Source organism: Microbispora sp. NPDC049633 (assembly GCF_040675265.1).
GTDB lineage: Bacteria > Actinomycetota > Actinomycetes > Streptosporangiales > Streptosporangiaceae > Microbispora > Microbispora maris.
On the sequence record NZ_JBFAOO010000007.1, the window covers coordinates 25,733 to 43,287 of the forward strand.

General features: G+C 68.4%; 19 protein-coding genes and 1 tRNA gene. 13 read left to right on the forward strand and 7 right to left on the reverse strand.

Annotated features, from left to right (window positions below):
- Window positions 1-18: 18 nt before the first annotated feature.
- Entirely contained in the window at window positions 19-3,123 is a 3,105-nt protein-coding gene (locus tag AB0J39_RS03505) for a BTAD domain-containing putative transcriptional regulator (protein WP_363461392.1), read from the reverse strand.
- An 81-nt stretch (window positions 3,124-3,204) separates the two neighbouring features.
- A complete protein-coding gene (locus AB0J39_RS03510) occupies window positions 3,205-3,519 on the reverse strand; it encodes a hypothetical protein (protein WP_363461394.1) in 315 nt (104 codons plus the stop codon).
- A gap of 123 nt (window positions 3,520-3,642) precedes the next feature.
- Here AB0J39_RS03510 and AB0J39_RS03515 point away from each other — a divergent pair, with 123 nt between their 5' ends.
- Both AB0J39_RS03515 and AB0J39_RS03520 read left to right on the forward strand, forming a co-directional pair.
- Window positions 3,643-3,951 carry a hypothetical protein gene (locus tag AB0J39_RS03515; protein ID WP_363461396.1) on the forward strand — a complete coding sequence of 103 codons (309 nt, stop codon included), beginning with the start codon at window positions 3,643-3,645 and terminating at the stop codon, window positions 3,949-3,951.
- A gap of 12 nt (window positions 3,952-3,963) precedes the next feature.
- Window positions 3,964-4,434, forward strand: coding sequence for a hypothetical protein (locus AB0J39_RS03520; RefSeq protein WP_363461398.1), 471 nt, complete (start codon window positions 3,964-3,966; stop codon window positions 4,432-4,434).
- Between the two features lie 324 nt (window positions 4,435-4,758).
- On the opposite strand, the gene AB0J39_RS03525 is transcribed toward AB0J39_RS03520, so the two are convergent.
- Entirely contained in the window at window positions 4,759-5,661 is a 903-nt protein-coding gene (locus AB0J39_RS03525; protein ID WP_363461400.1) for an NmrA family NAD(P)-binding protein, read from the reverse strand.
- 172 nt (window positions 5,662-5,833) lie between these two features.
- Here AB0J39_RS03525 and AB0J39_RS03530 point away from each other — a divergent pair, with 172 nt between their 5' ends.
- Entirely contained in the window at window positions 5,834-6,151 is a 318-nt protein-coding gene (locus tag AB0J39_RS03530) for a helix-turn-helix domain-containing protein (RefSeq protein WP_363461402.1), read from the forward strand.
- A 115-nt stretch (window positions 6,152-6,266) separates the two neighbouring features.
- Window positions 6,267-7,265, forward strand: a complete 999-nt coding sequence (locus AB0J39_RS03535) for a hypothetical protein (protein ID WP_363461404.1) — start codon at window positions 6,267-6,269, stop codon at window positions 7,263-7,265.
- A gap of 179 nt (window positions 7,266-7,444) precedes the next feature.
- On the opposite strand, the gene AB0J39_RS03540 is transcribed toward AB0J39_RS03535, so the two are convergent.
- On the reverse strand, window positions 7,445-7,825 hold the full coding sequence (locus AB0J39_RS03540) for a PLDc N-terminal domain-containing protein (protein WP_363461406.1): 381 nt from the start codon (window positions 7,823-7,825) through the stop codon (window positions 7,445-7,447).
- Between the two features lie 756 nt (window positions 7,826-8,581).
- Here AB0J39_RS03540 and AB0J39_RS03545 point away from each other — a divergent pair.
- From AB0J39_RS03545 to AB0J39_RS03555, 3 genes are all read left to right on the forward strand, one after another.
- Window positions 8,582-8,962: a YccF domain-containing protein gene (locus tag AB0J39_RS03545; RefSeq protein WP_363461409.1), complete on the forward strand. Its 381-nt coding sequence runs from the start codon at window positions 8,582-8,584 to the stop codon at window positions 8,960-8,962.
- A 286-nt stretch (window positions 8,963-9,248) separates the two neighbouring features.
- Window positions 9,249-9,755 carry a hypothetical protein gene (locus AB0J39_RS03550; RefSeq protein ID WP_363461411.1) on the forward strand — a complete coding sequence of 169 codons (507 nt, stop codon included), beginning with the start codon at window positions 9,249-9,251 and terminating at the stop codon, window positions 9,753-9,755.
- Window positions 9,756-9,883: 128 nt separating this feature from the next.
- Entirely contained in the window at window positions 9,884-10,594 is a 711-nt protein-coding gene (locus tag AB0J39_RS03555) for a hypothetical protein (RefSeq protein ID WP_363461413.1), read from the forward strand.
- 15 nt (window positions 10,595-10,609) lie between these two features.
- On the opposite strand, the gene AB0J39_RS03560 is transcribed toward AB0J39_RS03555, so the two are convergent.
- Complete coding sequence (locus AB0J39_RS03560; protein ID WP_363461415.1) at window positions 10,610-10,888, reverse strand: transposase; 279 nt, start codon at window positions 10,886-10,888, stop codon at window positions 10,610-10,612.
- A 13-nt stretch (window positions 10,889-10,901) separates the two neighbouring features.
- Between AB0J39_RS03560 and AB0J39_RS03565 the strand changes: the two genes are divergently transcribed.
- Window positions 10,902-11,885 (forward strand): site-specific integrase, encoded by a 984-nt coding sequence (locus AB0J39_RS03565; protein ID WP_363461417.1) that lies wholly within the window; start codon window positions 10,902-10,904, stop codon window positions 11,883-11,885.
- 339 nt (window positions 11,886-12,224) lie between these two features.
- Window positions 12,225-12,557, forward strand: coding sequence for a hypothetical protein (locus AB0J39_RS03570; protein ID WP_363461419.1), 333 nt, complete (start codon window positions 12,225-12,227; stop codon window positions 12,555-12,557).
- A 409-nt stretch (window positions 12,558-12,966) separates the two neighbouring features.
- Here AB0J39_RS03570 and AB0J39_RS03575 read toward each other — a convergent pair whose 3' ends face one another.
- Window positions 12,967-13,431, reverse strand: a complete 465-nt coding sequence (locus tag AB0J39_RS03575; RefSeq protein ID WP_363461421.1) for a hypothetical protein — start codon at window positions 13,429-13,431, stop codon at window positions 12,967-12,969.
- An 802-nt stretch (window positions 13,432-14,233) separates the two neighbouring features.
- On the opposite strand from AB0J39_RS03575, the gene AB0J39_RS03580 reads away from it, so the two are divergent.
- From AB0J39_RS03580 to AB0J39_RS03590, 3 genes are read left to right on the forward strand one after another with little or no spacing between them, the layout of a single operon-like run.
- On the forward strand, window positions 14,234-15,004 hold the full coding sequence (locus AB0J39_RS03580; protein ID WP_363461505.1) for a replication initiator: 771 nt from the start codon (window positions 14,234-14,236) through the stop codon (window positions 15,002-15,004).
- Window positions 15,005-15,017: 13 nt separating this feature from the next.
- The gene (locus tag AB0J39_RS03585) at window positions 15,018-15,224 is read left to right on the forward strand and encodes a helix-turn-helix domain-containing protein (RefSeq protein WP_363461423.1); all 207 of its coding nucleotides are present in this window, start codon (window positions 15,018-15,020) and stop codon (window positions 15,222-15,224) included.
- Window positions 15,224-16,561, forward strand: a complete 1,338-nt coding sequence (locus tag AB0J39_RS03590) for a site-specific integrase (RefSeq protein WP_363461425.1) — start codon at window positions 15,224-15,226, stop codon at window positions 16,559-16,561. The genes AB0J39_RS03585 and AB0J39_RS03590 overlap by 1 nt, the downstream gene beginning before the upstream one ends.
- A gap of 90 nt (window positions 16,562-16,651) precedes the next feature.
- On the opposite strand, the gene AB0J39_RS03595 is transcribed toward AB0J39_RS03590, so the two are convergent.
- Window positions 16,652-16,725 (reverse strand) — tRNA-Gly (locus AB0J39_RS03595).
- A gap of 119 nt (window positions 16,726-16,844) precedes the next feature.
- On the opposite strand from AB0J39_RS03595, the gene dcd reads away from it, so the two are divergent.
- Window positions 16,845-17,420 carry a dCTP deaminase gene (dcd, locus tag AB0J39_RS03600; RefSeq protein ID WP_346227414.1) on the forward strand — a complete coding sequence of 192 codons (576 nt, stop codon included), beginning with the start codon at window positions 16,845-16,847 and terminating at the stop codon, window positions 17,418-17,420.
- Window positions 17,421-17,555: the final 135 nt, after the last annotated feature.

Consider the following 17,555-nt stretch of genomic DNA (forward strand, 5'->3'; position numbering starts at 1 on the left):
GGTGCCAGATCAGCGGTGTCAGAACAGCCGTTCCAGGACGGCACGCGCCTCGGCCAGCAGGTCGGGGCCGCGTTGTTCGCCGTACTCGTCCTCGATCCGGGACATGACGCCGGGGGCGATCCGCTCGGCGTGCCCGGACAGGACCGACCACTGCAGCGTCGGGACGAACCGGTTGTAGGCGAACCTGTCGGCGAGCACGAGCAGCCGAACCGCCTCCTCGGCGGGCAGCGCCCCCTTACGCAGGCCCCAGATGCCCAGCCCGGCGAGCACCATCCCCATCACGGGGTAGTCCGTGTGGTCCGGCGTGAAGGCGGTCCGGACCTCGGCCCGCAACGACTCGAAGAGGTCCGCGCCGTCGTCGCCCTCGCCGTACAGAGCGAACGCCGAGAGCGCGACGACCTCGCCAAGGAAGCCCCACGGTGTGATGCCGTCCCCCGCGCCCGGGACGCGCAGGTTCCGCAGCGCCTCGGCGGTCTCGCGATGCCGCCGCAGTCCCTCGGCGATGTCGCCGTCGGCGAGGGTCAGCTGGGCCCTGGCGGCCGCGACCGACAGGACCTCCGCGTAGGTGCCCTGGGTGGCGAGCGCCTCCAGGTCGTCGACCATACGCGCGGCCTCGTCGCGGCGGCCCTCGGCGAGCGCCGCCATGGCGAGGGAGGCGCGGATCTGGACGGCGTCGTCCACCGCCCCGAGGCGTTCGAGCACCGGGAGCGCCTCGACGGCATGCCTGGAGGCCGAGGCGGTGTCACCGAGATGCGCGTACAGGCCGGCCAGGTGCGTGTGCAGCACCGCCCGGTGCCAAGGGCCGCCGTCATCGCCGACGAGGTCGAGGGCGGCACGGGCCGCTTCGATCGCGCCGACCGGGTCGCCGACGTTCTCCCGGCCGTGGCTCAGCCAGTGCAGCGCGATCCGGCGGATCACAGGGTCGGGGTCGGCGGTCAGCTTGTCCATGCCGCGCTCGGGATCCGACGCCGCTGTGAGCAGGGCGGTCACCGCCGCCCGGAGGGCGGGGTTCGCCGAGTCGGCGCCCAGCTCGGACAGCAGCCGCACCAGCGTCCCGGACTCCTCCAAAGGGACGATCATGGTGTTGAACAGCGCGATGCTCAGGGCCGCCCGGGTCCGGTCGAGGAGCCGGGGCGGCGGTGTCCAGTCGCTCAGGGCGGCCGCGACGGCGGGGGTGAGAACGATGCTGCGCGGATGGTCTCCGCAGATCGACCAGAAGCCGCCCAGCGCCGAGAACAGCAGCACGACCGCCTCCGGGTCGGGGTCGGCGAGGGCCTCGCGCAGGATGTCGGAGAGGTTCGTCTCCTCCGCACGCAGCCGGTCCATCGCGTCGACCTGCTCCGGCGAGTACAGCCGGCCGCCGTGCCGGTCGGCGTGACCGAGGGCCCACGCGCGTACGGCGGCCCGCGCCTCGTCGGTCTCGCCGGCCGAGTCCAGCCGCATCCGGCCGAACTCCCGCACCGTCTCGAGCATGCGGTACCGGACGCCCTCGGCCGTCTCCACGACGGTGAGCAGGGACTGCTCCACGAGCTCCTCGACGTCGCCGAGAGCGCCGTCGCCGAGCACCTCCTCCGCGGCGTCGAGGGCGAAGCCGTCCGGGAAGGCCGAGAGGCGGCGCAGGGCCCGGCGCTCCCGCTCGCCCAGAAGGTTCCAGGACCAGTCGATCACCGCAAGCAGCGTCTGATGCCGGGAGGGCGCGCTCCGGTCGCCGCCGCGCAGCAGTGAGAACCTGTCCTCCAGCCGCCGGGCGATCTCGGCCGGTGACATCACCCGCACCTTCGCCGCGGCCAGTTCGATGGCGAGCGGCAGGCCGTCCAGGCGGGTCACGACGGCGCGCACGTCATCCTCGTCGAGGTGCACACCGGGCCGGGCCGCGGTCGCGCGGTCGCGGAACAGCTCGATCGCGTCGCCGGTTCCCAGCTGGGGCAGCGGATAGACGCGTTCGGCGGCGATCGCCAGCGGCGAGCGCGTCGTGGTGAGGACGCGCAGCTCCCGTGTGGTCGCGGCCAGATAGGCGACCAGGTCGGCGACCGCCTCCACCAGATGCTCGCAGTTGTCGAGCACCAGCAGCGTCGGGGCCGGATCGAGCTGCTGGGCGATCCGGGCCCGGACGTCGGCGCGCTGCCGCGGGGTGAGCGTGCGGCGTCCGGTCACCGAGTCGCGGACGCCGAGCACCGACCCGACCTCGCCGACCAGGTCCTCGGGCGCGGTCACGCCGGCCAGCTCGACGAAGTGCACCACCGGCTGCGGGGCCTCGCGGGCGACGGCATGGGCGAGCCGGGTCTTGCCGAGCCCGCCCGGACCGAGGATCGAGACCACCCGGGAGGTGGCGAGCAGGGCCCGCACCCGCCGGAGGTCGTCGTCGCGGCCGAGCAGCGGAGTCGTGTCGAAACGCACGCCGGCGCGTACGGGATTGTCGAGGGCCAGCAGCTCACGATGGACCCGCCGCAGCTCCGGGCCGACGTCGGAGCCGACCCGGTCGCGCAGGTCCGACCGGTAACGCTCGAACCGGTCGAGCGCGGCGCCCGTTCCGCGCACCGCCGCCTCGCTGTGCAGGAGATCGGCGAGCAGTCCCTCGTCCTCGGGGTGGACGCGTACGGCCTCCTCGAGCTCGGGCAGGGCGATGTCGTGGTCACCGCTGCGGCTCCGGGCGCGGGCGAGCACCACCCGCGCGGCGGCCAGGTCGCGTGCCGCGCGCCGGCGCACCCCGGCCAGCGGGCCGCCGCCCTCCGGCGGCAGCGCTCCGATGCCCAGCGCGAGCGCCTCCCCGGCCGTGGCGGCCGCGGCGGCCGGGTCCTCGGTGAGCAGCGCCCGCGCCCGGTCCGTCAGACGACGCAGCAGACCGGCGTCGACCCGGTCGGGCGGGACGTCGAGCCGGTAGCCGCCCCCCTCCGTGACCAGCGTCTCCGGCCCCACGACCGACCTGGTCCGGGACACCAGGACCTGCAGCGCCTTCGCCGGATTGGCCGGTTCGTCGTCCCCCCACACCTCCACGACGAGGCGGTCCGCGCTCACGGTCCGGGGCGCGGACGCGAGGGCCGCGAGCAGTGCCTGAGCCCTCTCGCCGACCACCGGCTGCCCCCGCCACCGCACCCCGGCGAGCAGGCTCAGGTCGATCGGCATGGCGCCAGTCTAGGCTTCGCCGGGGCGTCCACCCGTTCTCATTTTCGACCGCGCACCCGGCCGCCGCGAGGCCGAGCCAGGTCAGGCCAGCGCCAGGCACACCACGAACGGGACGGGGATGAGCGCGGCCGCGCCGAGCCATGCCGCCGGCTTTCGCCCGCGCCCGAGCGGGAGCATCACGTCGATCACGACCACCAACGCCACGGTGAGGACGCCGGTCACCGCCAGGAGCAGCATGACGGGGTACGCGTGATCGAGGGTCGTGTAGTTGCAGTTGGTGAGCCCCGGCTTGACAAGGTCCTCGGAAGTTTTGCAGTCCATCGGCACGTACTCGGTCAGCAGCCACCACGCCAGAGAGAACGGCACGATCGCGGGCACGCCGAGTCCGAGGTTCACCAGAACGGGCCCCCAGAGCCCACCCCTTCTTCCTCCCGTACGCCGGGCGTGTACATCAGGCCTGTGTCCGGTCATCGCCCCGATCTTTCTCGTACTCCTGTGGGCCGGCGGATCATGTCTGTCATGTGGGCTTCGCTCCGATTCTGGGGGACGGCGCTGCTGGGGCTGGCCGCCCTCCCCGTCATCGTCACGCTGATCGCCGATGCTCCCGTCGCCCGTACCGGCACCGTAGCGGAGGCCCTCCGAGCGGGCGTGATGCTGCTGGCGGGAGTGTGGGCGGGCGGCCGGGCCCAAAGCCGGAGTATCGGGCGGATCCTCCTGTTCGGCGGGCTGTTGGGCGTGGCAGGGCTGGCGTGCGAGCTGCCGGGCCTCGTCATCGCGTCCGACGGATCGGCGGCGAGCTGGAATTCGTGGCTGCACTACTGGATCTAGGTGCCGCAGGTCATGACACCGCTGCTGCTCGCGACCGCGATCTTTCCGGACGGGCGCCCCGCGCTGCCGATCGCCGCGAAGCTCTCGGTGTTCGCCATCGCGGTGGCGTCGTTCACCGTCGCGACCTCCAACTGGCCGCGCAGCGACGGCGGTGCCGGCGGCAACCCGGCGGCGTTGCCCCCGCTCCCCAGTAACTCGCTGATGGTCGTCACACTCGCCGCCGTCCTCCTGGCGATCGTCCTCGTGCTCGCCTCCCTGGTCGTCCGGTGGAAGAGGAGTGCGGCGGCTGTCCGGTGGTCCCTGCTCTATCCGCTCGCCGCGCTGCTCCTCGGCGTCGCGTACGAGTTGCTGCGTCCCGTGTTACCCGAGTCGCGCGGCGACACGTGGGAGATCTTCCTCCCGATCTACTGCGCCGTCCTGGCCCTCGCCGCACGCCCTCCTGGGCATCGGCGGCGGCTACTTCCGCGGCAGGATGACCGATAGCCGGGGGACAGGCCGGGCCGAAGCTGACGGCATCGGCATGCCCGGCACGATGCTCGCTGTCGATCCGGCCGTCCGCCGTTCGTGTAGAGGGTGAACCCGGGGGCGTTCCCGGCGAATCCGACCACGGAGGAGAAACGGCATGGGCAAGGTCGTCGCGATCGAGCATCTGACACTCGACGGCGTCATGCAGGCACCAGGATGCCGGGCTCGGGGCGGCGGCTGTTCGAGGGGACCATGCCGGAGTCCTTCGAGCTCGTCGACTCCACGACGACCAGGACCGGCGTCGTCATCGCCACGTACCGACCCGGCGCGGGGTGAGAGAAATCAGGTCCGGCTGGGGACCGGCTGGGGGACGTTTCCTCCGACAGCTCGCACGATGTGGTCTCGTACGCCGCGGGGCCCGGCCGGCAGGAGGGTGGTCAGATCGGTGTCGTGGGCCTCAAGGCATCCGGCGCCGATGTTGGAGAAGATCGAGAGCGTGTGGGTGATCTGGTAAGGGTCCTGGCCGCTGCCGGCCAGTGCCCCGCGCGCGGTGGACAGAGAGATCGGCTGGTAATGCACTGGCCGGTTCAGTGTGTCGCTCAGCACCTCGGCGATGTCCTGGCCGCCGATCGCCTCGACGCCCTCCAGTTCGTAGGTCTTGCCCGCGTGCCGGCTGCGGCGGCCCGCGGCGAGGTCACGCTGGATCTCCGCGGCGACCCGGACGGCGACCTCGGCCAGGTCCTCCTTCGCCACGACGGACATCCGCCCGGCGCCGATAGCGGCGGCGAAGACGCCGGTCTCGGCCGCCGACGCGGCGGCGGCCGTGGCGAGCCCGGCCGCGACCTCGGCGTACAGGCCGTTGCGCAGGATCGTCACATCGAACGGGGCCGCGGCGAGGCGCGCTTCGGTCCAGCGGTGCGGCAGCGCGATCGTCAACAGGTCGCCCGACCTCGCCAGGCTGGTGTAGACGACATGCCGGACGCCCGTCGCCTCGGCCGCGTCCACCACCGCGCCATGGCGAGCCAGCACCACGTCGTCCTCGGCGTATCCGGCCGAGACGAACACCAGGACGTCGACGCCTCGGAATCCCTCGGCGAGCGAGGCCGGGTCGTCGAAGTCGATCCGGCGTGCGGTCGCCCCGTCGCCCGAGCGAGTGCCGCCGGTCACGTCAAGGCCGTCCTCGGCGGACAGACCACGGAAGATCAGGCCGCCGAGCCCTCCGGAGATGCCGGTGACGAGAATCATTCGAAGCTCCTCGATGTTGGTGCAGGCTGGAACAGCACCCGATCATCCGCGCCGCACCGCGGCATCGTAAGGAGGCACTTTCGTGTCAGTCACGAACACGGCGGTAATCCCACAGGTCAGCGGCCCTGTTCCCGCCGGGCCGTGTGGTGATGACGACTGTGGGATCCGCGATGTGCTCGACCGGCTCGGTGATCGATGGACCGTGCTGGTCCTGGTCGAGCTGTCCAAGGGAACCCGCCGCTTCCGGGAACTGGAGCGGGCGATTCCCGGTATCTCGCAGCGGATGCTCACACTGACGACCAAACGGCTGTGCCGGGATGGGCTGGTCGAACGGACCGTCTATCCGACCATCCCGCCGCAGACCGACTATCGGCTTACCTCGATGGGCAAGAGCCTGGCGGACATGGTGTTCGCCCTGGCCGACTGGTCCCGCGATCACAAGGACGCCGTCGCCGCGGCCCGCAGCCGCTGGGATCAGGAGCACCTGTGAGTCTCCTGGCGCGACGCCGTCCTGAGCCGGACCGATGAACTCCGTGCCGGGCCCATTTCCCGCACCCGGGTGCCGGCATCGGCCGGCCCGTCGAACTCGTGCGATCTTCATGCTCATGTGCCTCGGTCCGCTCGCGCTGGCGGGCTGCACCCGATCGGACGAGCCGCCGTCGCTGCCGCCCGCCGGCGTCTACGAGCATGAGACGGCGGGTGAGAACTCGCGGGCCGAGCCGACCCCGGCCGACGGTACGGCGGGGGCTGTCACCCGGCCGTTGCGGGAGGCCGGCTGGTTCTGCGCGCAGGTCCGAGCCAACGCGGACGGCCGTGCCGTATGGTGCCGGGCCGGTCGTCGCGACGAGGCGGAGACGGTCTATCCGCAGGTGGCGCAGCTCCTGCTCGACCGCGACGACCGGCTCGCCTGGGCATGGTTCCCGTCCACCGAGGCGAACCATGAGGAGGACCACGTTGCCGCGGCCGCGGCACCGGCGCTGACCGCGATCTGGCCCGACGCCGGTGATCGCGTGCGGCAGGAGATCGACGACTTCGACCGCGATCTCGAGACACGTGCGACGCGACGAAGTGGCGACATTCCCCGGACGGGCTGGCGGGACACGCACGCCGACTACAGCTACGACAGGAACACCGGGCTGATCGTCACCGCCCGGGACGCCTCCGTGCGACGCTGGCCGTTCGGCTCGGAGCACTACGCGACCACGATGAGCTCAGCCGTCGATGATCTCGTGGCCGGCGGATACGACTGCTTCTATCCACCCCAGCAGAGCTGCAACCGCACCCAGTCGAACGGCTACTTCCAGGTCGCCCTCCGTGGTGATCAAATCGTCTCGGCCCAGTTCGGCATCGGCAGCCTGATCGAGTCGGGCCGGCAACGACACCTGCTCAGCGAGGAGTTCCCGCACGGCCTCACCTTCCTCACCGAGGCCGTCCGCCGTCCGGTCACCGAGCGCATCGAACAGTCCCGGCGATCCGGCACCGGCTTCGCCGGCATCGTGGCCGGAACGGTCGTGATCATCGACGCGCGCCGGGGCGCTGCCAAGGGAGAGGATCTGGTGGCCTACTTCGACATCCAGATCGGCGCACCACTGGCCGCGACCTGATCGCGCAGGCCGGAGCAGGACATCGGCGGTGACGGCGACGGGGCGGGGCTGCGGGGCCGGTCACGGCGCGTTCGAACGCCGGCGGCTCGGGCCGGTCGGTCTCGCCGCGACGCGTCGGGGGCGTTCCGTTGCGCGAGCGATGACGCTGTGCCGGATCGGGCTCGAACCGTAGCCGCGCACTACTGGTCCTGGTTCTTCTCCGCCTGACGCTGCTGCTCGCGGTAGGCGCGGCGCTGCTCCTCGGCCCGCTCCCAGCAGAGCCGGAGGAACTCCTCGTCGTCGTCAGGGTTGGAGGGGACGAACCGGCCCGGCCGGTCGTACTCGGGGAAGTGCCCGGCGTTGCCCTTGTAGGGCAGCCCGCCGGGCCGCGTCACGCTCTGCGGCCGGCCCAACAGCAGCCACAGGATCGATCCGACCTCGGGGAGGAACAGGACAATCATGATCCACAACCCCTTGGGCAGGTTGCGGCAGTCCTCCTCCGCCGTGACGATCACGTCGAGCAGGCAGAAGATCCATAAGGCGAGCAGAACCAGACCGAACCCGCCGTAGATGAGGGGCATCCCGAATCCTCCCGGTGTCAGACGCGCAGAGCGTAGTGGATCCGATCTTCGTCCGACGCGGCTTTCCCGGTACCGGATCTTTTCCGATGCGGCCCCGCGATTCTCCGTTGATCGCCGTCCGTTCCCGCATCCATCTGGCACGGACGCCGCGAACTCTCGGCATGATCGCGACGAGAATGTCTGGTTCTCCGATGGCCTGGTCCTGTTGGACTCCGAGGGCGAGCATTGTCCCAGCGATTGGGGTGATGAGCATGGGACTGACGACGCCCTCAGCACCGTCTGATATGGCGGCCATTTTTCCTGAGCCGGAAGGCCGGCGCAGGACGACCGTACGGCTGCATCCGCGCCGCGGTGCGCCGGCCATCACGGATAGTTCTATGGGCGGGCCATTGTTGTGGCCTGCCGATGAACCCTGGCCCATCTGCCCAGCGCTCGCGCGCGCTTACGCCTGCCTGATCACCCCGCCGGGGGCTCGGTTTTGAATCGATCCTTCACGCTCGCCGCTCTGAGCCGGGCGCGGGGCTCAAGGACCTCATGGCCGGATGGGTCACGACAACGTCCGAGCCGCGCTGATCTACCAGCACGCAGTACGCAGTGACACGCGAGCGATCAGCGTGGTGCCGGAGCGCACCCCCGCCGGAGGCAGCGAGTTCGCTCATCGCCCGTCGCATGCCCCTTGACCGCCAGGCGGTCACCATCTGTTGTGTAAGGACCGTCCACTACCTGCTGAGCTGGCCGGGTGGAACAGTGAGCAGTATGAACGCCGTCCTGAATGTCATCTGGCTGATCTTCGCTGGCCTGTGGCTCGCATTGGGTTACGTCGTGGCGGGGATCATCTGCTGCATCCTCATCGTCACCATCCCGTTCGGCATCGCGTCGTTCCGGATCGCGGGCTACGCGCTGTGGCCGTTCGGCCGGACCGTCGCCGACAAGCCGTCCTCTGGCGCGTGGTCGGTGCTCGGCAACGTCATCTGGCTGCTCGTCGCCGGGATCTGGTTGGCGATCGGGCACATCGCCACCGCGATCCCGCTCTTCATCTCGATCATCGGCATCCCGCTGGGGATCGCGAACCTCAAAATGATCCCGATCTCGCTGATGCCGCTGGGTAAGGACATCGTTCCCGTGAGCCGCGGATGAGTGATCGGCGACGACAAGCCGGTCTTCTCGGGGATCAAGCGCGTCCCGTGCGCGGGAACGACCGGCCTGCCGAATAGCCGAAATAGGCTACTGATCTTGTCGTGCTGAGCTGGGAAACCAGGGGTACAGGTCAAGGCCGGTTGAGTGGCCGTTAGTCCCCGTGATCCACCGCCGATCGCCGCCTGTTCTAGCACGCATCTGGCACGTGATCAGGGTCGTGGCCTGGCCGCTTCGCTATCTGGGCTCGCATTGGTCATTCAAGTCGAGCAGGGAGACAATTCCTGACGTGTACTCCATTTACCAGGACGGGAGCGACGCCGGGCGGTTCGCCGCCCAGATCTACCGGGGGCTGCGTGAGGGCGACCTTGGCGCCGAGCCGATTGTCGAGCTTGCATGCCTTATGGAGGAAGCCGATTTACGCTGCCCTCCTGTGAGAGAGATCCTGGAACGCCCGGCGGCGGAGTTGACATCTAAGGAAGTGGCCCGGATCGGGCGGGACCTGCTTACGGCGACAGGATTCGATCAACTGTGGGCCACGCTGGAGACAGCAGTGAAGGTCGTGGAAGGCGATGTCCGCGCCGCAGGTATCGATGTGGTGCTGGGGATCACGTTCCCGAACTGGGATGACAGCGGCTGCGCGCGGGTGGCGTGCTGCGGTGGTTATGGCGGTCCTGCCATTTGGCCGAGCAGCGGTAGAGACGCTGGCGCCGCGCTTGTCGAGATCGCGGACGCGGTTCAGGACGTCGTCATGGAACACATCTGGGAAGTGTGGCCTATCTGTCCCGAACAGTAGGTGGAGCGGGTGACGGGAATCGAACCCGCGCCAACGACAAGTTCTGGGTGAATATCAAGTAGAAACGCCGGCCGCCGGCGCGGCGAAAGCCGTACCGGCGGCCTCTGCCCGATTCGCGAGGAGAAAAAGTGAGAGATGAGGAGCGGCTGTGGCATCTCATCCGGTCCTACGGCATGGGCCAGGAATTCCTGGGCCTATGGGTGGAGAACTGGGGATTGCATGACACGGCGCGGCTCATGGGCGCGGATCTCGGGAGCGAAGTTCAGCTGAGCTGGGCTGAACTGGGGAAGCGCAACTTCTCCGACGACGAGGGGGCGGTGTGGATCGGCCGGTTGAATGACCGATGGACACAGGTGGTGCAGTACCACGGCGTTCAGGCCATCGACGCTCTCGACAAGCTGTCAACGGGCGGCCGGGCGCTTGGGCTGAGCTGGCATGTGAACGATCCCGGCACCCTCCTATACGCGGCCAACGGCAGCTATCTGACCGAGATGAGTATCACCCGGCCCAGGGCCCGTCGCGGCGGCGACCCGTACGCGCTCGACGCCTACGCGGAGGGGCTGCGGTTCGACTGGGCGGACACGAACTGGCGAACCGATCCCGACCTGCTGCCCGGCTGGCTCGGCTACGAGGAGTGGTCGGAGACCCATGGGGAGGAGGACGAGGAGGACATGCCCGCCGAGTGGGAGGACTTCACCCAGCTGTCTCTGGAGGGTTACAGCCCACCCCTCGCGGAGTGCGTCACCTCCGCCTTCGTGCTCATCGGCCGCGTCACCGGCACGGAGTTCGGACATGACTGGATGCGAGGCACCCATTTCTGCTACCTGATCGACAACTAAGGCCTGTCCTGTGAATCATGAGAGCCGGCCCATGGTGGCGACCAGCAGGATTTGCCTGCGGTAGATGACCGCGCGTTTGGCATAGCGAGAGGCCGGCGCGCGGTAGCGCTTGAGCCGCGCGATCGCGCGTTCCACGACGTTGCGTCGCTTGTAGATCTCCGGATCGAGAGCGTACGGCCGGCCGTCCCGCGAGCCCCGGCTTCTGCGGTGGGCCAGCTGGTCCTTCTTTTCGAGGATCGTGGCGGCCGCCTTGGACCCGACCGAGGCGACGGCGCCGGCTATCCAACTCGGCAAGCTCTCGACCGCGATGATTCGGCAGTGGCGGGCCGACCTGCTCGGCAACGGCGTCTCGGTGTCCGTAGCGGCCAAGGCATACCGGCTGCTGCGTGCCGTGCTGATGACGGCGGCCGAAGAGGACCGCATCATCCCGCGCAACCCGTGCCGGATCCGCGGGGCCGGCGACGAGCACGCGCAAGAGCGTCCGGTCCTCACTGTCACTCAGGTCTTTGACCTGGCGGACCGGGTTGGCCGTCGTCCTGTCGGCAACGTTCGCAAGCTCAAGAACGGGGCGTACCGGCTCCGATTCCAGCGGCACGGCGAGATGCGCACCCACCCCGAGGTCTTCACAACTCGCTCAGAAGCCGAACGGGCGCTCTGGTCGATGGGCATGGACAGCCGGGCCGACTGTACCCAGGACCGGCGCTTCCGCGCCCTGGTGCTGCTCGCCACCTTCGCCATTTTGCGATGGGGTGAGGTGAGCGCCCTTCGTCGCAGTGACCTCGACCTGGATGCCGGGGCCGGGCGTGTTCGGGCGGCCTTCGTCGAGCGCTCCACGGGTGAACTGGTTCTCGGACCTCCCAAGTCCAAGGCCGGGCGGCGGACCGTGGGCATTCCGCAAGCGATCGTCCCCGCGCTGCGTGAGCACCTGGCGACCTACGTGCAGGACGAGCCGGGCGCGCTGCTCTTCCCCGGTGCCAAGGGCGGCCCGCTGCGGCGCAGCGGCTTCAACACCCGTACGCGCTGGGTGGACGTGGTCAAGGAGATGGGTCTCCCCGGTCTCCACTTCCATGATCTCCGTCACACCGGCAACATGCTCGCCGCCGAGTCCGGCGCGGGGCTCAAGGACCTCATGGCCCGGATGGGGCACGACAACGTCCGAGCCGCGATGATCTACCAGCACGCCGTACGCGGTGCCGACAAGACGATCACGGATGCGATCGACCGGCACATCAGCGGGGTCGGTGACGAGGACGAGGGCGGGTCGGCGGCCGTCCTGATCCCCGTGGGCTAATTGCACGCTAATTGCACGGAAGATCGAACAGGTGTCAGAAATGATCAAGGCCCGGGTCGGAATGGTGTCCCTGACCTGGGCCTTCGCATCGAGAGCGGGTGACGGGAATCGAACCCGCGCTGTCAGCTTGGGAATAGGCTACTGATCTTGCGGTGCTGAGCTGGGAAAACAGGGGTGCAGGTCAGGGCTCGCCGAGTGACCGTGAGTGCCCGCGACTCACCACTGATCGCCGTCCGTTCTGGCACGCATCTGGCACGGACGCCGGCTCTCCCTTGTCGGTGTCACAGCAGGCTCGTATGGGCTTGACGTCCTCACGCCGGCTCCCGGCATGATCGTCAGGTGTTCGACTTCGGGATTCGCGGATACAGCCCCGTATGGATGAGCGGGAGTGCAGCGCTCGCCGCCGCACATGGTCGGAGACTGGCCATGCTGGAAGGGCGGAGGCTGACGCGCGCTCTGCTGGTGTGGGACCTCGACGATGATGTCTGGTTCCCCGATGGCCTGGTCCTGTTGGACTTCGAGGGCGAGCAGATCGAGATCGTCCATCAGAAGTTCGATGAAATCTCCATCACGTGGAACACGGTCGATCCGGCTCGGCCGCTGGATTGGGCGGGGGAGGGATTCCGGCTGGCATGGCGAGAGGGTGTGCCAGACGAACTGGCGCGATTGTAGAGGCAAAGGCTGCAGGCGGTGGAGCTTCTGACGTGGATAGGGGAGGACATGGCGCAAGGGATGGTGGCCGTCGGATTCCTCTTCCCGCACGGCCGAGTGACGATTTACAACGCTCTCGATGAGAACGGCATGGAGTTCAGAGACCCTGACCAGCGGTATGCGCGCCAGAGGTGCAGTCTGTAGTGCTCATGATCAACTGGCGAGGCTTATCACCCCTGGAGATTGGAGCGGGTGACGGGAATCGAACCCGCGCTGTCAGCTTGGGAATTGCATGGATCACGGCCCGTACGGGCGCTGACCTGGACGTGGAGCCGGTCATGAGTGACCGTGGTTGCCCCCTCGTTCCCCTGGCTAATTGCACGCTAATTGCACGACGATCAAGTGCATCAATCCGTCGCTGTTCGATCAGCTAGGGAAGTTGCTCTCGGAGCGTCAGCCACTGGTCAAGCCTTCTCGCCGTCGGCGTCGTCGACAAATAGTCCCGGATGTACTGGGCTGGCCCCAGCAGGTTCTTGCACCGGCGGAGGGCCAGGATCTCTGTCCGGGGCCGCTGTTGCCAGTTGGTGGCCCACTCTGTGGCTTGCTCCAGTTGCAGAGGGAGGGCCGCCAGGATGTCCGTGGCGAGTGCGTCGGGGTTCCACAGGGATAAGCCCATGGGGCCGAGGTCGCTGATCAGGCCTGCGCGCAGGTAGAAGCGGCTTACATTGGCGCTGGTCGTATCTAGACCTGCGGCCTCGGCTCTGCCAAGCGCATACATGGCCGTCTCTGCCCACACTCGCTGTCCTTCGCCCCGCTCCGGTTGACGGGCGTAGAAGCTGTTCAGCTCCCAGACACTGAGCCAGTAGTTGATGAGAGTGGAAGGATCGTCGACCACGAGGTCACTTTCTCATGCGCGGCGCGCAAGCCTCCGCCTGCCTGATCACCCCGTGTGCCGTCGACCCGCCCGAAGGGGAAGCGGGCCAAGGCCGCCGGGCCCAGGTGGAGCGCCCAACTGGACGAACGACCTGGACCCGGCGGCCTTGGTCTGCTCGGCTTGTCCCGGGTCGATGGCAGGCGGGGTGATCAGGCTCCTACCTCAGCCATCTACGGCCGGCCACGATGCGCGAGCCTTGGTGATCACCCCGGAGCCGGAGCCCCCCGCCGGAGGCGTTGCTTGTTTCGCTGGGGCATGTGGAGGGACGGGGCATGGGGTGCGATCATCATGGCTATGACGTCGATCAGAAAGGGCTATGCCTCGTAGGCGCCCCTCTCGAGTTCCTGCACGTGGGTCGGTGTGCGGAACTCATAGAGCCTCGATCCATCAGGTCCCTGGTCTCGGCCGTCGTCCCATGGCCGCGGTGATCAGGCTTGAACACACCAGAATGCGGCCGGGCGAGATAGCGGAGGCGTTGCTCGCATGGACACAGGCAGTGGTTCCCGGAACCGTCGATCGGATCGCACCCACATGTATGTGCCCTGAATGCTGCGGTGTGGACCCACGCTGGAGGCTGGAACAGGCGCTCATGGCTTTGCCGCGATGGGCTAGGCCCTACCTGTACTCCTTGGTTCTCCCGCTGGACAGACGGTTTCTTGCCCGGACGTCGCTGGATCCGCATGCGTCGCCTGAGTGGCCTTGGTGGCAGCGGAGGCGCTGACTTCCGCGCGGCACCCTGCCTCGTGCGGAGCTGCGGCAGATCATCGCGGCCACGTATCACCAAGTGTGGTGGCCCTCGACTGATGACGTGCGGTTCGAGGGTGACCACCTGCCGGTCTGGGAGGACGGGGCCGGCTACCTCGACCCGACCACGGGGGAAGTCCTGCCGACCTGGGAACAGGCCCTCGACGCTCTCGACCAGGACGACGAGGCCGAACCCCTGCACGTCCTCCGCTTCGGCGACCAGCTCGACATACAAAGCGTGCTCGCCGGAACCCCGGACGCCGACCAGCTCATCCAATACCTGTCCAAGTACCTGACCAAGTCCCTCGGCGACGCCCTCGGCACCGACGACCCACGCCGGAAGGCTCATGCCGAACGGCTGCTCGACGCTCTGCGGTTCGAACCGTGCTCACCGACCTGTCCGAACTGGTTGCGGTACGGGGTGCAGCCGAAGGGCGCCAAGCCGGGGATGGCCCCTGGGCGGTGCAAGGGCAAGGCGCACAAGCCCGATCACCTCGGCTACGCGGGGCGGCGCGTGCTCGTGTCGCGGAAGTGGTCGAACAAGACCCTCACGGAGCACAAGCAGGACCGCCGCACCTGGGTCCTGGAAGCCCTCGGCCTGCCTGACGAGCCGGTCGACCCCCACCGCTACATCTGGCGACCGGTCAAGCCCGGCGATCCCGACCTGGCCCCGATCGGCGTCCGGCTGCTCCGCTCGGTCCACGAACGCCAGCGCTGGCGCAACCACATGAACCAGCTCCAGGCCCAAGCCGAGGGTCGAGATTTTTCGGCAATTCAGTCCGCCGCGTGAAAGGAGGAACACCTTGGATCAACTGCTCACTGTCCAGCAAGCGGCGGCCCGCCTGAACACCTCGGTTCGCTTCGTCCGTCGCCTGGTGGCTGAACGGCGCATCGAGTTCGTGAAGGTCGGTCGCCACGTCCGCATCTCCGAGTCCGCACTGACCGCCTTCGTCGTCGCGGGCACGGTCGCGCCCCTGACGGCCCATGACATCACCGGGAGGGCGGCCTGATGGCCAAAGGCAACAAGCCGAACCATCGCCGTTTCGGCAACATCCGTCAGCTCCCGTCCGGCCGTTACCAGGTGAGCTACCTGGGGCCGGACGGGCGGCGGCGTACGGGCTCCGAGACGTACGAGCGCAAGGGCGATGCCGAACGGGCGCTCACGCTGATCGAGGCCAAGATGATCTCGGGGGAGTGGACTGACCCCGATCGCGGCAAGGTCAAGCTCAAGGACTACGCCGAGATGTGGATCTCCCAGCGTCCGGGCCTTCGTCCGCGCACTGTCGATCTCTATACGTGGCTGCTAAAGAAGCACATCACGCCGTACCTCGGCGGGGTCCAGCTCGGCAAGCTCTCTACGGCGATGATTCGGCAGTGGCGGGCCGACCTGCTCGGCAACGGCGTCTCGGTGTCCGTCGCGGCCAAGGCGTACCGCCTCCTGCGGGCCGTGCTGATGACGGCGGCCGAAGAGGACCACATCATCCCGCGCAACCCATGCCGTATCCGCGGGGCCGGCGACGAGCACGCACAAGAGCGGCCGGTCCTCACCGTGGCCCAGGTCTTCGAGCTGGCCGACCTCGTGGGCCGTCGCCCGGTCGGCAACGTCCGCAAGCTCAAGGACAACGCCTATCGGCTGCGCTTCCAACGGCACGGCGAGATGCGCACCCATCCCGAGGTCTTCCGGACTCGCGCGGACGCCGAACGAGCGCTGTGGGCGATGGGCATGGACGGGCGGGCCGACTGCACCCAGGACAGACGCTTCCGCGCCCTGGTGCTGCTCGCCACCTTCGCGAGTCTGCGATGGGGTGAGGTGAGCGCGCTCCGGCGTAGTGACCTCGACCTGGACGCCGGGACCGTGCGCGTCCGGGCCGCCTTCGTCGAGCGCTCCACCGGGGAGCTGGTTCTCGGGGTGCCCAAGTCCAAGGCAGGTCGGCGTGTGGTCGGCATCCCCCAAGGCATCGCTCCGGCCCTGCGTGAGCACCTGGCGACGTACGTGCAGGACGATCCGGGCGCGCTGCTCTTCCCCGGTGCCAAGGGCGGCCCGTTGCGGCGGAGCGGCTTCAACACCCGTACGCGCTGGGTGGACGTGGTCAAGGAGATGGGCCTCCCCGGTCTCCACTTCCATGATCTCCGTCACACCGGAAACATGCTCGCCGCCGAGTCCGGCGCGGGGCTCAAGGACCTCATGGCCCGGATGGGGCACGACAACGTCCGAGCCGCGATGATCTACCAGCACGCCGTACGCGGTGCCGACAAGACGATCACGGATGCGATCGACCGGCACATCAGCGGGGTCGGTGACGAGGACGAGGGCGGGTCGGCGGCCGTCCTGATCCCCGTGGGCTAATTGCACGCTAATTGCACGGAAGATCGAACAGGTGTCAGAAATGATCAAGGCCCGGGTGGGGATCTATTCCCTGACCTGGGCCTTCGTACGTGGAGCGGGTGACGGGAATCGAACCCGCGCTGTCAGCTTGGGAAGCTGATGTTCTGCCATTGAACTACACCCGCGTGACCGGCTGTGGAGCCTGTCGCTGCCCCTACTGTAGCGGATACGGGGCGTGCTCCTGCAGTCCCGACGCGAAGATCCGCGACACCTGCCGCTGAAATGGCCTACTAGCCTTGCACCCGTGCTGCTTTCCGATCGTGACCTTCGTGCCGAGATCGAGTCGGGCAGGGTGAAGCTCGACCCGTACGACCCGGCGATGATCCAGCCGTCCAGCGTCGACGTGCGACTGGACCGCTACTTCCGGGTGTTCGAGAACCATCGTTACCCGCACATCGACCCCGCGATCGAGCAGCCCGATCTCACCCGGCAGGTGGAACCGGACGGCGACGAGCCGTTCATCCTGCATCCGGGCGAGTTCGTGCTCGCCAGCACTTACGAGGTGATCAGCCTGCCCGACGACATCGCCTCGCGGCTGGAGGGCAAGTCGAGCCTGGGCCGGCTGGGCCTGCTGACGCACTCGACGGCCGGCTTCATCGACCCCGGTTTCGAGGGACATGTCACGCTCGAACTGTCCAACGTCGCCACGCTGCCGATCAAGCTGTGGCCCGGGATGAAGATCGGGCAGCTCTGCATGTTCCGGCTCAGCTCGCCCGCCGAGTTCCCGTACGGCTCGGACCGGTACGGCTCGCGCTACCAGGGGCAGCGGGGGCCGACGCCGAGCAGATCGTTCCTGAACTTCCACCGCACCAAGATCTGAAGCGTCTGAGGCAACAAGTGTGTCACGGGAGCCGTTCTGGGCAGCGGGAAGGGGAAGAGTAGGTTACAAGCGGGCTTGTATGGCCTGAACTTCGCATTTCCACTGGTAACCCGTACCCTTCTCTGCGGACCGTCC

Bases quoted from the DNA above. Each gene is read 5' to 3' on its own strand.
- AB0J39_RS03505 (WP_363461392.1), bottom strand. From the start codon at position 3,123: ATGCCGATCGACCTGAGCCTGCTCGCCGGGGTGCGGTGGCGGGGGCAG.
- AB0J39_RS03515 (WP_363461396.1), top strand. From the start codon at position 3,643: ATGTGGGCTTCGCTCCGATTCTGGGGGACGGCGCTGCTGGGGCTGGCC.
- AB0J39_RS03520 (WP_363461398.1), top strand. From the start codon at position 3,964: ATGACACCGCTGCTGCTCGCGACCGCGATCTTTCCGGACGGGCGCCCC.
- AB0J39_RS03525 (WP_363461400.1), bottom strand. From the start codon at position 5,661: ATGATTCTCGTCACCGGCATCTCCGGAGGGCTCGGCGGCCTGATCTTC.
- AB0J39_RS03535 (WP_363461404.1), top strand. From the start codon at position 6,267: ATGTGCCTCGGTCCGCTCGCGCTGGCGGGCTGCACCCGATCGGACGAG.
- AB0J39_RS03540 (WP_363461406.1), bottom strand. From the start codon at position 7,825: ATGCCCCTCATCTACGGCGGGTTCGGTCTGGTTCTGCTCGCCTTATGG.
- AB0J39_RS03545 (WP_363461409.1), top strand. From the start codon at position 8,582: ATGAACGCCGTCCTGAATGTCATCTGGCTGATCTTCGCTGGCCTGTGG.
- AB0J39_RS03565 (WP_363461417.1), top strand. From the start codon at position 10,902: ATGATTCGGCAGTGGCGGGCCGACCTGCTCGGCAACGGCGTCTCGGTG.
- AB0J39_RS03590 (WP_363461425.1), top strand. From the start codon at position 15,224: ATGGCCAAAGGCAACAAGCCGAACCATCGCCGTTTCGGCAACATCCGT.